Consider the following 14,659-nt stretch of genomic DNA (forward strand, 5'->3'; position numbering starts at 1 on the left):
TTATGGTTTGAGGTTTTTCCCTTGTAGGCTAAGGCTGTATTCTTACAGGTGTTAGCCTTTTTGTCTGCTTGTATTCATCATGCAACAGCCGTTGCATGATCATCTACCAACTGTTGCACGATCTTCTACCAGTCGTTGCATGATCGTCCAACAGTTGATAGATGATGGATGTCTCTTGAGGAAAAGTCTAAAGATAGGGATGGAAAGGGCTAAAGGATATGGAGGTTTTGGACAAGCTGTACTGGATTTTATACTATCTTTGGGCCGTATAAATGCAATAGAAATCTAATCTTGAATATCATGAAGAAAGTAGTATCTGTATTATTTATCCTTGCGATTATCGTATTTTCTGTATTAATGGTAAGCTATTCGAGTGATCAAAAGCCGGAGAAAGTTCTTCGCCATGTTGTTATGTTCGGTTTTAAGCCGGATGTGTCCGAGGCGCAGGTGAAAGAGGTTGAGGATGCCTTTTGTAAGTTGCCTTCTCAAATCGACTTGATCAAAGGATATGAGTGGGGAACGGATTGTAGTCCGGAGGGATTGCAACAGGGCTTGACTCATTGCTTTTTCTTGACTTTTCATTCGGATGCGGATCGGGACGCCTATTTGGTACATCCGGCGCATAAAGCATTTGGCAAGGTGTTAGGAGGGAAGGCATCGGCGGTTACGGTGTTGGATTATTGGACGAAATAAAAAGAATGGGCGGGATGAATCGATGAGTCACCCCGCCCGTTTTTATATTCCTTAGTTACTTTATATTATAACCATTGATTCATGAACTGATCCATCTCTTCCGCATGGGCTTCTAGGCTTTGAAGTAGCTTGAATTGGGCTTTCGTACGGATTAAGTTATGTTTCGGGCTATGGATCTTGTAATAGGTATCGCCGTTGATATAATCGGTTAAGAAACGAACGGTCTGCATATAAGTCAATAAGCGTCCACCGTAAGGTAGCAATTTGATCTCGGTAGGAGTTAAGAACGCCTTGGCCTTTTCCATGTATCCACGGGTATAGGCTTTGAATATCTCCATATTAACGTTTACGTTATCCAGATTCTCATCGTCCTCGGCACCCGTATTGGCTCCGGTACGGATAAAGTCGCCGATATCGGAAAGGACGAAGCCCGGCATCACGGTGTCCAAGTCGATCACGCAAAGCACCTTGTCGCTATCAGCGTCAAACATCATATTGTTAACTTTTGTATCGCAATGGTTCGTGCGTTTCTTCAATTGGCCCTCACGGTACAGGCGTTCTTGAATGCACATCGCTTCGGCACGTTTCTCGATCTCCTCTACCAAATCTTTCACCTCTTCCAACCGGCCTGCCGGATTAGCGGCTACAGCCTCATGGAATTGTCGCAAGCGGAACTCCATATTATGGAAATCCGGGATGGTCTCGCCCAGCGTACCCTCGGGTATATCGGACAACATGGTCTGGAAATCACCGAACGCTTTGCCAGCCTCATAAGAAAGCTCAGGAGTTACTTCCTCATAGCTTTTGCTGCGAGGGATGAATAGGCATACCCGCCAATAACTATCTCCATCGAAATAATATTTTTTCCCGTCTTTAGTCGGCAAGAAGGTTAATACCTTACGGTCGATATCCGTTTCACCTTTTTCCTCCAGCTTTTTGCGGATATGAGTGGTAACCACATGGATGTTATTTTGCAGCATATCCACATTGGTGAAGATTAAATGGTTGATACGCTGTAGCACGTATTTGATCTCCCCTTTCTCGTTGGTCACTTTCAATGTATCATTAATGTGTCCGTTTCCGAATGGTTCAGCGGAAACTACTTTCTCGTCCAACTGGAACTGATCCAAGATGTTTAGTAATTGTTCTTTCGTTTTTGCCATGATATTTCATTATGTTAACTCCGGCAAAGATACAAAAAAAGGCCACGATACAAATCGTGACCTTTTTTTATTTCTTAAAGAAAGAAATCTTATTTCTTGTTACGGTTACCATAACGGCTCATGAACTTATCAACACGTCCGGCTGTATCGACCAACTTAGACTTACCAGTGTAGAACGGGTGAGAAGTGTTAGAGATCTCGACCTTTACCAACGGATAAGTTACGCCGTCGATCTCGATCGTCTCTTTTGCGTTAATAGTAGAACGAGTGATGAATACATCATCGTTTGACATGTCCTTAAATACTACAGGACGATAATTTTCAGGATGAATACCTTTTTTCATTGCTTTATTATCTATTTTAATTTATACTCTGTATATATTTGGTAACCGGTATTTTGGCTTGCAAAGGTAAGGGTTTGCCACAAACAAACAAAGAAAATCGTATTATTTTTTTCAAGGGCGTTGATTTTGTGTTATTTTATATGCTTTGAAGCATCATTTGTCGTGAATCTTGATTATCTTTGTGCAAGTTTTTAATCATTAACGTAATAACATAATAACAACTATGGTAAATTACAAAGATTTGGGCTTGGTGAACACAAAAGAAATGTTCGCTAAGGCTATCAAGGGCGGATATGCTATCCCTGCTTTCAACTTCAATAACATGGAACAGATGCAGGCTATCATCAAGGCTGCTGTAGAGACAAAATCTCCGGTTATTTTGCAAGTTTCAAAGGGCGCTCGCCAGTACGCAAACGCTACTTTGCTTCGTTACATGGCACAGGGTGCTGTTGAATATGCTAAGGAATTAGGTTGCCCGAATCCTCAGATCGTTCTTCACTTAGACCATGGTGATACGTTTGAGACTTGCAAGAGCTGTATCGACTCTGGCTTCTCATCTGTAATGATCGACGGTTCTCACCTTCCTTATGAAGAGAACATCGCTTTGACTAAGAAAGTTGTTGAGTACGCTCATCAATTCGATGTAACTGTAGAAGGCGAGCTTGGTGTATTGGCAGGTGTTGAGGATGAGGTTTCTTCAGACCACCACACTTATACCAATCCTGAGGAAGTTATCGACTTCGCTACTCGTACGGGCTGCGATTCTTTGGCTATCTCAATCGGTACTTCTCACGGTGCTTATAAGTTCACTCCGGAGCAATGTACGATCGACCCTGTTACAGGTAAGATGGTTCCTCCTCCATTGGCATTCGACGTTTTGGACGCTGTTATGGAGAAACTTCCGGGATTCCCTATCGTTCTTCACGGTTCTTCTTCTGTTCCTCAGGAAGAGGTTGAGACTATCAACAAATTCGGTGGCGCTTTGAAGGCTGCTATCGGTATTCCTGAAGAGTGGTTGCGTAAGGCTGCTACATCTTCTGTATGTAAGATCAATATCGACTCAGACTCTCGTTTGGCGATGACTGCCGCTATCCGCAAGACTTTCGCTGAGAAACCGGCTGAATTCGATCCTCGTAAATATCTGGGCCCGGCTCGTGATAACATGGAGAAACTTTACAAACACAAGATCATCAACGTTCTTGGTTCTAACGACAAGTTATAATCGGAAGTTTCTTGATATAAATAAAGAAAGCCATCTCGGTATCGGGATGGCTTTTCTTTTGGTCTGTAGTTTAGTCTTTTAATACCTTACGAAGCGCTTCCAACATCGGATCTACGGTAAGATCGTTGCCGGTAGCTTGCTTGATCCACACATTCGGGGTGAGGCGGCCTTGCTTGAATATCCGGCTAACCTCATTCGCGAAATCCTTGCCATTGAGGTAGTTCTCTAGCTGGAACTCGATAATCTGTCCGAAAGCGTAGGCGGAAAGGTAGAGCGGATAACCGATCATATGGGAGTAAATCGCTAGAACGGTCTCGTCTTTTACACCGAATACCGGAGCGTAATACTTATTCCAGATTTCCTTGGAAAGACGGATCACGGCCTCCTGTAATTCCCCGGCAGTAGCGTTAGGATGTGCGTACATCCATTTCCATACGGAGATATCCAGCATGGAAACACCGCAAATCTCATACATGCTCCATATCTTATCCAAGATATCCATCTTTTCTTTTTCCGGATTCTCGTCTTTTATGCCCAGTAACTCAAGGTCTCTTTTCTGGAAGACAAAGGCCAGCGCTTCGGTGAAAGCCGTATTGGGAACTCCGTTGAGCATATAATAATCGACATCATATAATGAGATCGTTTGCTCTACGTTATGTCCGAACTCGTGGATGGCGATATTATATCCTTTGTAATCCATCCCTTGTGAAGGGATACGGGTACGTAAACGGGAACGCTGGCCTTTCATGGAGGCTCCCCACGCATGACCGGAACCACGGGCGGGATCGACTGCGATCTTATCCGCCAGATATTGGGCACGATCGGGGCTGAATCCTAGTTTCTGTAAGATTTCCGGTAGCTTCTTTTCCATCGTTACCGCATCGGGATACAGGGTACGGGTTTGCTCGTTTAGCTTGTTCTCGTCCAGATTGCTACGGGCCTTGAAGCCATCGTACCATATATCGTAGGCTTCCAGTTTGCGTCCGAGGCGTTTGGAGATGATTTTCCCCACTTCCTTTAGTTCGGGGGCGGAAAGGAACTGATCGAACAGGGCTTCTACATCGTTGACATCTATTTCCATATCTTCCGTGAACTTACGGTCTATATAAGTGTTTCCCGTATATTTGTCTATACGCTGCATGGCGTTGAAATTATTCAACATTTTCTGATAGCGGGCCGGGCTTTCAGGGGTACCTTCTAGTTCATTTCCAGCTTGGGATAACGTATTGGCGTACGGGTTCCATTCGTAACGATCCGAGTTGATCACCTCTTTCGGGATTTCTTGCGAGATGATTCGCTTCATGACCTCATATACCATCCGTTGTTTTTCCAATCCCTCTTTTCCTTTGTTATAATTGGCCTTGATCTCGTCGCGAAGGTTCCAATGGCAAAGTAAGCGCATGTCGGAGGGGAAAATGGTTTTTCCTTTAGGAGTTAGTAAATGCCCCATATAGATATTATAATCTGCGATGTAAATATCTGCGTCACTTTCCGTATCGGCGGCGGCTTGCTTTACTTCCGCCGGTATCCGTTCCGTAAACATATCGCCCAGACGGGCGTAGGCCCATGCTTTACGGTCATCACCTAACGCCTCTTTCTCCTTGAGAGTAAGTTGGGGAAAGTTGAGGGCGATGATGAAGCCGATCTTGTTGGCGTATAGATCGTCCATTAGGTGGGAACTGGGGCTGTAGGACCCGAATTTCTCATCGATGGCGTGTAGAGGTCCGGTATCTAGGTTCAAATTTCGTTGCAGACAGAGTACCATCTCGTTGAAATTGCCATTGATACCTTCAATATACTCGCTGATCTTGAGGAAAACTTGGTCTTTTTCGGCGGGATCGGATAGATAATTCTCCCGGCAGAAGGTTTGAAACGCTTGCTCATCCCCATCGGAGGTTTGCCAGAGGCGGGCTACTTGCTCGACACCCTTTGTGATTCCTGCTTGATTCTTAGCGTCCTTGGCTATTAGCTCGTCAATCGTAGCTTTTACGATAGAAGGCTGGATGCTGGCTTGCCCTTGCATAAAGCTAAAGGCGCAGGCCAGTAACATACAAATACGTACGACTTGCTTTCTCATGGTATGTTTGTATAAAGTTATTTAAAACAAATGTATGAATAATATTCGTATCTTTGGCCGATTTTTCTAATTGAGTAAAAAACAAAGAGATGAAAAAGTTACTATGTATGTGGATGGTCGTATGCGGCCTTTTGTTGATTCCCGGAAACATGAAGGGACAGTCCTTGAAAGATATCTTAAATTCATCTGCCGTAAAGAACGCCGTGACTTCTGTCACCGGAGGGAAAGCCGTGACTTTCGAGAATTTACAGGGAACTTGGATGTATGTGAACCCTGCCCTGCAACTGGAAGGTGATAATGCCTTGAAGAATGTAGCGGGAAGCTTGGCTGCTACCGAGGCAGAGAAGAAAATGAAGGAATATTGCGCGAAAGTAGGTATCGTGGAAGGTGTATTTAATTATGTCTTTAATTCGGATAGTACGTTTACGAGCGCGTTGAAAAGGGGAAGCCTGAAAGGTACTTACTCGGTGAGTCCGGAAGATAAAACGGTGACGTTACGGTATACGGTGGGTAATAAGAAGCTGACCGTTTCTACGCTTACCGCCCATGTCGTCCTTTCTGGTAATGAGTTGACATTGCTTTTTAACGCGGATAAATTACTGAAGTTCTTGAGCACGGTTTCTTCTATATCCAGCAATACGACCTTGAAAGCTATCAATAAGTTGGCAAGTGAATATGATGGCATGATGCTGGGTTTCGATTTGAAGAAATAATGTAATATGATACGATTTATACCGAGGCGTTATTGGGCAGTAATAGCGGTTGCGTTGGCATTGACCATGTCCGTGTTGGACGGTACGATTGTCAACGTGGCGCTTCCTACCTTGTCCCGTGAATTCGGGACATCCCCTTCCTCCACGATCTGGATTGTCAACGCTTATCAGCTGACGATTACGATGTCTCTTTTATCATTCTCCGCTTTGGGAGATATTTATGGATATAAGCGGATTTTCTTGATCGGGACGACAATATTCTGCTCAACGTCATTATTCTGTGCCTTATCCTCGTCTTTCGCCATGTTGACGGTCGCGAGAATATTGCAAGGGATCGGAGCCTCGGCTATCATGAGCGTGACGACCGCTTTACTTCGTATTATTTATCCTCCTCAATATATAGGGCGGGGAATGAGTATCAATGCCATGGTCGTGGCGGTATCGATTGCTGCCGGGCCGTCGTTGGCGGGTGCTATCTTATCAGTCGCTTCTTGGAATTGGTTGTTCGCTATCAACGTACCTTTAGGGATTTGCGCGATTATAACGGGTTATTTTCTTTTGCCTCAAAATCCTTGCAAGGATGGGCCGAAACGAAAGTTTGATAAGATCGGTGGAATCTCGAATGCCTTGACTTTCGGATTGCTGATTTATTCGTTGGAAGGCATCGCCCATCATGAGAACTGGAGAATGATCGCTTTACAGGTTCTTCTTCTATTGGTGATCGGAACATTTTTTATCCGCAGGCAACTACGGCAGGAGGTTCCGATATTGCCATTGGACTTGATGCGGATTCCGATATTCGCCTTGTCCGTATTATCCTCGATTACTTCATTTACGGCACAGTTGTTGGCGATGGTATCATTACCTTTTTATTTGCAAAATGTAGCCGGAAGAAATGAGGTGGAGACGGGGCTGCTGTTGACTCCTTGGCCGGTAGCGACGATCTTGATCGCTCCGGTGGCCGGGAGGCTGATCGAGAAATATCATCCCGGATTGTTAGGCGGTATCGGAATGGTGGTGTATGCGACCGGACTTCTTCTATTGGCTTTATTGCCGGAGCAACCCACCAATATGGATATCGCTTGGCGATTGATGCTTTGCGGTATGGGTTTCGGCCTGTTCCAGACCCCGAATAATAGTACGATGATATCGGCCGCCCCTCGTTCCCGGAGTGGTGGGGCGAACGGTATGCAAGGTACGGCACGACTGCTGGGGCAAACGCTGGGGACGACATTTGTCGCTTTGATCTTTAGTGTCACCTCTGCGACCGATAGTATGCCGATTTGTATGTATGTGGCGGTCGGTTTCGCTTTAGTCGCCGCTATCGTGAGTTGTCTCCGTATCTCACAGCCCGTTCCCATGCGTGGAAGGTGAGTAGGAAGATACGATTTCTAATAGGGTCTCACCGTAGTTCTCTATGATCTTTTTGCCGATTCCGGGTATCTTCAACAGTTCTTTCGAGTTCGTGGGCAAAGTGTTGCAAACGCCAATTAAGGCTTTCTGTTGCAAGATCGTGTAAGGAGGCAACTCCTTTTCTACGGCAAGCTCGTATCTCCATTGTTTCAAACGGGCATATAGCTCAGGATGTAAGACATCCGTGGAGACGGGGATCTTTTCCGCTTCCGTCGATTTCCGCGTCGATTTCTGCTTGCTGGCAACAGCCGACTCCTCAATGTTCGCTTTAGCCTTGGCGGATAGATAGTCGATGAGACGAAAACCATCTTGGCAGGCTTTTAATGTAGCGACCTTGATCGTAAGCTCATCGCTGAAAGCTTTTAATGCGGATGTAAATGCCTTACGGGCCTCTTTATTGTCGATCTCTACATCGGAAGCCTCTATCAAAGGGAGGCAATAGGTCTCGATCTTTTCCAGAAAGTAAGCGCAACCTTTTCGGATGCGGTCTTGTATATGCTCGTCCGTATCATAGAGATTCGTGCTGGAGATCATACGGGTGAGTTGCTGGCAGAAACGTTCGCCTACTTCTACTATATCCGAACGGAAATAATCCCGTACCCGGGGATATTGGTTGCTTAATTCCGGGTATAGTTTTTGCAGATGGGTGTATGCCGCGTAAGATGTATATTGCAACTTTTGTTGTACGGGATTGAAGTCGAATAGCTCGGTTGCCAATCTCAAATAATACTGTTGTTGGGCTTGACGCAGTTGGTCTTCACACGGTTGACGCTCCGAGAGGGAAGAGGTATAACTTAATATCTTCTCATCGCTAATCATGGCGTTTCGAGTGATCGGGCTACTTAATACCATTCCTTCCAATGTCTTGCAACGGCTCAAGGCAACGTAGACTTGTCCGTGTGAGAAGGCGGCGGATGCGTCGATGATGGCATGCTCGAAAGTCAAGCCTTGGCTTTTATGGATCGTGATCGCCCAAGCGGTTTTCAGTGGGTATTGGCTGAAAGAGCCGGCGATTGTCTCCGTGATATCCTTCGTGTTCTCGTCGATCGTATATTTCACGTTTGTCCATGTCTCCCGGTCTACGGTGATATCGTTTCCTAATTCGTCGGATACGATAATCTTGCTCGGGCTGATGAAGACAATTCGGCCGATCTTTCCGTTATAATATCGCCTTTCGCCGGAAGAGTCGTTTTTTACGAACATGACTTGAGCGTCTTGCTTTAGCTCCAATACCTCGTCGGTCGGGTAGGAGTAAGCTGGAAAGTCATCCTTGATCTCCGCCTTGTACGTATAAGCCGGGCCGGGTAATTCTTGCAACTTCCGGTTATTGATTTGCTGGGCTTGATAATTATGGGTTGTCAGCGTGATATAACCTGCTTTGTCATTTGGTTTAAAATTGGGGATATAACGTTGGTTTAAGGTGTGTAGCGTATTCTCGTCGAAGCGGTTTTCCCGGATATTGTTCAATAAGTGTACGAACGTATCGTCCGCTTGGCGATATACTTGAGTTAATTCGATGCAAAGATAATCACTTTCGGAAAGAGCCTTACTGTCAAAAAAGAAGGGAGAGGCGTAATGTTCTCTCAACAAATTCCATTCGTCCTCCTTCGCTACGGGGGCTAATTGTTGTAAATCTCCGATCAATAATAATTGAACGCCCCCAAAGGGTTTATTCCTATCCCGATAACGACGTAGCATATCACTGATAGCATCCAGCAAATCGGCACGTACCATACTGACCTCATCAATCACGAGCAGGTCCATACTACGGATGATATTGATCTTATCCCGGCTGAATTTATGAGAATAGGATTTATTTTGCCCGGAGGCCATTTCGCTACCCGGTATATACGGTCCGAAAGGTAGCTGAAAGAAGGAGTGAATGGTTACCCCTCCCGCATTAATCGCCGCCACTCCGGTAGGTGCTACCACAATCATCCGTTTTGGGGAAGTCTCTTTAAGTTTTTTCAAGAATGTGGTCTTTCCTGTTCCCGCTTTTCCGGTAAGGAAGATGTTGGTTCCGGTATTTTCCAGATAGTTGAAGGCAAGGTCCAATTGTAAATTCGTCTGCATCATATTTAAGCTGTTTAGGTGAATTCACAAATGTACGTATAATCTTTCAAACGTCCTTCTCAAATGGAAAATAAACGGAGTAACTGCGCTAAAATCTACATCCCTTTTTCCTTTTTAGGAAGAGATTGATATACGATATCGTAGGATTGTTTTATAAGCTCTTTGATCTTGTTGTCGGGTACATCTTGATTAAAATAGACACTAATCCAGTATTTTTTATTCATATGCCAACCGGGTGTTATGCCAGAGTATCGAGCTTGCAACTCTCCCGATTCATTCGGGTCACATTTGATACAGCAAAAATCAAATACTTCGATATTTACGAAGCAGAACCATTTACTTCCTACATAAAAGCAAAGAACGTCCCGACTGTATTTATCAGGAACATTCGTGAAAGGCATTTTTTCATAAACACCATTCAACGAAAGGCAATATTCCCTAAACTCTTCAATATTCATAACATTCGTATGTATGATAGATTATAGCGATATCCTATAGACTAAGAAACTCAATGGTTGGACGGAGACTTCAGTAGCGGGAGCCTCTAGTTCCACCGCTGATTCAATGGGTATGACTGTTTCCGGTTTACCCAATGTGTTCTTCGCTTCTAAGTCTGAGGCATGTAAGACCATCAACTTTCCTTTATGCTTGCCGGATGAGATTCCGTTTAGGTTTAATTGGATCTTTTTGCTCTGGATGCCGGTATTGACGATTTTGATGATGAGCTCGTTTGTGCCTTTGTCGAGGGCGGCTGTGGCGAATAGCTCGCTTTGCCCGGTAACGGCTTCTTTGTTCATCGTCTGGGGCAATACGTTTGTTCCGGCATTGTGCCCGTATAATTGTTGTACATAGTAGTTAGGAGTTTTCACGATGTTTAGGTTGTCGAACCAGATTAAGTCCGGACGCCATTGCCACGCATCGACATGTGCGAATAAAGGGGCGTATGTACATAATTCCACCACGTCGGCATTCCGTTCAAGACCGGTCATAAACGCAGCCTCGCATAATGCGGTCAGGAAGCTATTCTCCCGGTTAGTCGGGTGGCAAGCATATTCACCGGCGAACACTTTGGGGCCTTGCCGATCATACGAATCATATCGTTTGGCACTATTTAGGAACCATTCCGGTGAGCGATAGAAATGTTCATCCACCAGATCTACTTTTAAGCGTTTCATCTCCGGCCATAGATATTCGAAATCTTTTCCTTCCGAATCAGGACCGGAACTGCCGATGATTTTGATCTCCGGATATTTGGCTCGGATGGCTTTCACGAATGGTTCGAGGCGTTCGGGATATAATGGTCCCCATTGCTCGTTGCCGATAGCGATAAATTTCAGATTAAAAGAAGCCGGATGCCCCATATCCGCACGCACTTTGCCCCATTGGGAGGTAATCGGGCCATTGGCGAATTCGATTAAGTCCAAGGCATCGTCTATATAAGGTTGTAATTTATCTACCGGCACATGCTGGTCCATACCCTCATTCTCAAACTGGCATGACAGCCCGCAATTCAATACAGGCAGGGGCTCGGCTCCGATATCTTCGCTTAATTGGAAATACTCAAAGAATCCCAAACCGTAAGATTGATAATAATCCGGGAATTTCTTGTGAGGAAATGTATAATTCCATCGGCTGATATTGATAGGCCGGTTCTCTACGGGGCCTACCGTATTTTTCCATTGGTAGCGTGTGGCGATGGTTGTACCCTCAACGATACATCCACCCGGGAAACGAAAGATTCCCGGCTTTAGATCTTTCAACGCTTGTGCCAGATCGCGGCGTAGGCCGTTCGTGCGATTGTTGAATGTTTTTTCCGGGAAAAGGGAGATATGTTCCAGATCCAAAGTACCTGCCGTTTCCATCGTGATGCGTAGGCGTGATTTAGCCTCGGTAGCTTTGGGAGACAAGATAACGGAATATTTCTTCCAGTCTTTTCCTTTTATATCTAGGTGTTGTGTCTCATAAATATCGTTATCCCTGTTTACTAATTCAATACGTAGTTTGATCGGGTTATTGGTCTCGGTACGGGCATATAAGGAAAAGTCGTAATTTTCGTCAGCCTTTATACCGATACCTTTGAAGCCTTCGTTCTCCAGACCGGTTCTGGTGATTTGCCCGGTATAAGTCAGGTGTGCGTAATGGGGTTTTTGTTGAAACAGGGATTCTTCTCAGCTATACTTACATCGCCGAAAGGCTCCCAACCTCCCCATGGATTCTCAAACTCGAAGGAGCGGTTCTTGATTAGCTCCGCATACAATCCTCCATCTGCCCCGAAATTGATATCCTCGAAGAAGATTCCATACATGGTTGACTGGATAGGCGAGCCTACTTTCTGTATATCGATGTCAAACTCATGGACAGGAACGATGTCTTGTGCGGTCATGCAGTTTACACCTACACTTAAGAGGAATAAAGCCGCGGTTTTTTTCATGTTCTTTCTTCTCATATTCTATGTTTTTCAATAAATAAAGATTTAGACAATCAAATTCGCTATCATCTGTATAAACAAGATCAGGAATACCATCGCTATCGGATAAACCGTTGCGTAAGCCACGCTTGGGGCTGGGCTGTCTGTCATAGAATCTGCGGCGGCAAGTCCCGGGGTACTGGTCATACCACCGGCGATTGTTCCGACTAAATCGAGAATGTTGATCTTAAAGAAATAATATCCAGCTAATACGGCTATAATCATAGGGATCATTGTTATAGCGATACCGACTCCGAATAAAGTTAAACCGCTTGATTGGAAAGTGGAAACCAGATTTACACCGGCGGATGTCCCGACCTCGGAGAGGAATAGCAATAATCCCAATTGGCGAAGCAGGTTATTAGCGGAACCGGACATTGACCAGATGATCGGACCTGTTTTTCCGATGGCGCTTAATACCAAGGCAACCATAAGGATACCGCCGGTTAGTCCCGGAGAGAATGAGAAGGAATCCGAGAAGGATATATTTAATTTTCCAAACAATACGCCTAATACGATACCCATAGCGATCGGGAAAAAGTCTGTATCCGAAAGACGTTTCTCATCATTGCCAATGAATTGGGCGAGTTCATTTACGCTTTCTTTCTCGCCGGCGACCATCAACTTATCTCCAAACTTCAACACCAAATTAGGTTCCGGGGAAAGGTCGATTCCGCTTCGACGTACACGGGTTACCGTACAGCCGAAAGTACCTTGTAAATTTAAATGGCCTAGCGATTTATTGATAATGCTCTTATTGGTCAGTAACAGGGATTGCAAGGTCTGTCCGCCACTTAACGGCAGATCTCCCTCGATACGTTCTCCCAACAATAATGTCAGTTGCTCCAAGGCTTTGTCGTTACCTACGGCCTTCAGTAAATCTCCCTCGTTAAGCGTGGTATGGGGAGTTGGCATAGATATGACATTGTCGTGTTTTATACGGGAGACTACCGCTCCGGTCATGGCCCGTACCTGCAATTGTGCCAAACTCTTTCCGCAGATGTTTTTATTCGTGACTTTAAATGCGGCGGTATGTAATGTAGGATATTGGCTTTTCCGTTGGGCTTCCAGCGCTTTAGCCTCGGCTATCAAATCCTTGCGAAGCATTTTGGGCAATAGTTTCACGAAAAGGATCACGCCGATTACGCCGAACGGATAAGCGATGCCATAGGCGATGGATGCTGCGGATGATTGCGTGGAGTCGATCGCTACCGCTAAACCGGGCGTACTCGTCAATGCCCCGGCGATCAGACCGACGATACTCGGGGTATCGATATCCAAGATATACTTGAATAAGATTCCTGTCAAGCATGCCGAACCGACAATTAATAACGTCAGGATAATGAGTGTCTTGCCTTTGGAACGGAAGGAGTCGAAAAATCCGGGGCCCGCTTGGATACCAATGGTAAAGATGAATAACACCAACCCCATATTCCCTAATTCCTTGGGTATGATAACCCCAAAATGACCGAATAACAGGGCGATGAAAATAACTGCCGATACATCTAGCGAAAGACCTTTGATCTGTATCCGGCCTAGCATGAATCCAAGCGCTATGATCAGAAACAGGGCAAAATAAGAAGACTGAAGTAATGTTTCAAACATGTCAGATAGTTTTGAAGTGAAGCTATTAATGATGCAAAATTAAACTTTTTAGCCCATTCGGGCAACGGCTTGGCAGGATTTCTGTACCTTTGTGCCATATTTTAGAAAAGAGAAAGTAAAGAGCATAAGCGTGAGACGATATTTTATATATCTGGGATATAACGGAAAGAATTTTCGGGGCTGGCAGATCCAGCCGAATGGTATGACGGTGCAGCAATCTATAGAGGAGGCCTTGGCCATCTTGATGCGTAAGCCCGTGCCTATTGTGGGGGCCGGCCGTACCGATGCCGGCGTACATGCCCGCTTGATGATCGCACATTTTGATTGGGAGGAACCGATCGGGGATTTGGTATTCCTCGCGGAAAAATTGAATAGGCTCCTGCCCAAAGATATCGCCGTTTATAAGATCGTGCCGGTCGTACCGGAGGCGCATGCCCGCTTCGACGCTACCTCGCGAACCTATAAATATTATGTTACGACAAAGAAAGACCCGTTTAATCACGAGCTGGTTTATAAGCTTCCCGGTCGTTTGGATTTCGAGGCGATGAACGAGGCGTGTAAGGTCTTATTCGATTATATCGATTTTACGAGTTTCAGTAAGTTGCATACGGATGTAAAGACGAATAATTGCCATATCCAACATGCGGATTGGACGCAAGAAGGGGATATTTGGGTGTTTACGATCCGTGCAGACCGTTTCCTTCGTAATATGGTGCGTGCGATCGTTGGTACTTTATTGGAAGTCGGAAGAGGACGTTTAACGATAGACGGCTTCCGAAACGTGATTGAGGCAAAGGATCGTTGCAAGGCCGGAACCTCCGTGCCGGGACACGCCCTGTTCTTGGTAGATGTCACGTACCCGGAAGAACTCTTTCCAGTGGAGGATTAA

11 protein-coding genes and 1 pseudogene are annotated in these 14,659 nt (G+C 45.2%); 5 read left to right on the top strand and 7 right to left on the bottom strand.

The genetic code is table 11. The features are described 5' to 3' along the window. Positions 1 to 300: 300 nt before the first annotated feature. Positions 301 to 693: a Dabb family protein gene (locus NBH07_RS10035; protein ID WP_005854703.1), complete on the top strand. Its 393-nt coding sequence runs from the start codon at positions 301 to 303 to the stop codon at positions 691 to 693. A 65-nt stretch (positions 694 to 758) separates the two neighbouring features. On the opposite strand, the gene NBH07_RS10040 is transcribed toward NBH07_RS10035, so the two are convergent. Next, positions 759 to 1,856 (bottom strand): phosphotransferase enzyme family protein, encoded by a 1,098-nt coding sequence (locus NBH07_RS10040; protein ID WP_005854705.1) that lies wholly within the window; start codon positions 1,854 to 1,856, stop codon positions 759 to 761. A gap of 89 nt (positions 1,857 to 1,945) precedes the next feature. Further along, positions 1,946 to 2,200 (bottom strand): type B 50S ribosomal protein L31, encoded by a 255-nt coding sequence (locus NBH07_RS10045; protein WP_005854707.1) that lies wholly within the window; start codon positions 2,198 to 2,200, stop codon positions 1,946 to 1,948. A 223-nt stretch (positions 2,201 to 2,423) separates the two neighbouring features. Here NBH07_RS10045 and NBH07_RS10050 point away from each other — a divergent pair, with 223 nt between their 5' ends. Further along, positions 2,424 to 3,422 (top strand): class II fructose-bisphosphate aldolase, encoded by a 999-nt coding sequence (locus NBH07_RS10050; RefSeq protein WP_009018192.1) that lies wholly within the window; start codon positions 2,424 to 2,426, stop codon positions 3,420 to 3,422. A gap of 70 nt (positions 3,423 to 3,492) precedes the next feature. On the opposite strand, the gene NBH07_RS10055 is transcribed toward NBH07_RS10050, so the two are convergent. Beyond that, the gene (locus NBH07_RS10055; protein ID WP_009018193.1) at positions 3,493 to 5,499 is read right to left on the bottom strand and encodes a gluzincin family metallopeptidase; all 2,007 of its coding nucleotides are present in this window, start codon (positions 5,497 to 5,499) and stop codon (positions 3,493 to 3,495) included. An 89-nt stretch (positions 5,500 to 5,588) separates the two neighbouring features. Here NBH07_RS10055 and NBH07_RS10060 point away from each other — a divergent pair, with 89 nt between their 5' ends. Further along, positions 5,589 to 6,212, top strand: coding sequence for a DUF4923 family protein (locus NBH07_RS10060; RefSeq protein WP_008780164.1), 624 nt, complete (start codon positions 5,589 to 5,591; stop codon positions 6,210 to 6,212). 6 nt (positions 6,213 to 6,218) lie between these two features. Beyond that, positions 6,219 to 7,586, top strand: a complete 1,368-nt coding sequence (locus NBH07_RS10065; protein ID WP_008773415.1) for an MFS transporter — start codon at positions 6,219 to 6,221, stop codon at positions 7,584 to 7,586. On the opposite strand, the gene NBH07_RS10070 is transcribed toward NBH07_RS10065, so the two are convergent. From NBH07_RS10070 to NBH07_RS10085, 4 genes and pseudogenes are all read right to left on the bottom strand, one after another. Continuing rightward, positions 7,557 to 9,701 (bottom strand): HRDC domain-containing protein, encoded by a 2,145-nt coding sequence (locus NBH07_RS10070; RefSeq protein ID WP_009018194.1) that lies wholly within the window; start codon positions 9,699 to 9,701, stop codon positions 7,557 to 7,559. The two genes, NBH07_RS10065 and NBH07_RS10070, sit on opposite strands and share 30 nt — an antisense overlap. 92 nt (positions 9,702 to 9,793) lie before the next feature. Continuing rightward, positions 9,794 to 10,156: an MmcQ/YjbR family DNA-binding protein gene (locus NBH07_RS10075; RefSeq protein WP_005854719.1), complete on the bottom strand. Its 363-nt coding sequence runs from the start codon at positions 10,154 to 10,156 to the stop codon at positions 9,794 to 9,796. Between the two features lie 21 nt (positions 10,157 to 10,177). Further along, positions 10,178 to 12,129, bottom strand: a pseudogene (locus tag NBH07_RS10080) (alpha-L-arabinofuranosidase family protein). Between the two features lie 42 nt (positions 12,130 to 12,171). Beyond that, positions 12,172 to 13,770 (bottom strand): aspartate:alanine exchanger family transporter, encoded by a 1,599-nt coding sequence (locus NBH07_RS10085; protein ID WP_008780166.1) that lies wholly within the window; start codon positions 13,768 to 13,770, stop codon positions 12,172 to 12,174. Between the two features lie 130 nt (positions 13,771 to 13,900). Between NBH07_RS10085 and truA the strand changes: the two genes are divergently transcribed. Next, positions 13,901 to 14,659 (top strand): tRNA pseudouridine(38-40) synthase TruA, encoded by a 759-nt coding sequence (truA, locus tag NBH07_RS10090; protein ID WP_039848834.1) that lies wholly within the window; start codon positions 13,901 to 13,903, stop codon positions 14,657 to 14,659.

Origin of the sequence: Parabacteroides sp. B2-S-102 (genome assembly GCF_023656665.1) — a bacterium.
GTDB lineage: Bacteria > Bacteroidota > Bacteroidia > Bacteroidales > Tannerellaceae > Parabacteroides > Parabacteroides distasonis.

Excerpts from the sequence above, each read along its gene's own strand:
- NBH07_RS10035 (WP_005854703.1), top strand. The coding sequence starts at position 301 with ATGAAGAAAGTAGTATCTGTATTATTTATCCTTGCGATTATCGTATTT.
- NBH07_RS10040 (WP_005854705.1), bottom strand. The coding sequence starts at position 1,856 with ATGGCAAAAACGAAAGAACAATTACTAAACATCTTGGATCAGTTCCAG.
- NBH07_RS10045 (WP_005854707.1), bottom strand. The coding sequence starts at position 2,200 with ATGAAAAAAGGTATTCATCCTGAAAATTATCGTCCTGTAGTATTTAAG.
- NBH07_RS10050 (WP_009018192.1), top strand. The coding sequence starts at position 2,424 with ATGGTAAATTACAAAGATTTGGGCTTGGTGAACACAAAAGAAATGTTC.
- NBH07_RS10055 (WP_009018193.1), bottom strand. The coding sequence starts at position 5,499 with ATGAGAAAGCAAGTCGTACGTATTTGTATGTTACTGGCCTGCGCCTTT.
- NBH07_RS10060 (WP_008780164.1), top strand. The coding sequence starts at position 5,589 with ATGAAAAAGTTACTATGTATGTGGATGGTCGTATGCGGCCTTTTGTTG.
- NBH07_RS10065 (WP_008773415.1), top strand. The coding sequence starts at position 6,219 with ATGATACGATTTATACCGAGGCGTTATTGGGCAGTAATAGCGGTTGCG.
- NBH07_RS10070 (WP_009018194.1), bottom strand. The coding sequence starts at position 9,701 with ATGATGCAGACGAATTTACAATTGGACCTTGCCTTCAACTATCTGGAA.
- NBH07_RS10075 (WP_005854719.1), bottom strand. The coding sequence starts at position 10,156 with ATGAATATTGAAGAGTTTAGGGAATATTGCCTTTCGTTGAATGGTGTT.
- NBH07_RS10085 (WP_008780166.1), bottom strand. The coding sequence starts at position 13,770 with ATGTTTGAAACATTACTTCAGTCTTCTTATTTTGCCCTGTTTCTGATC.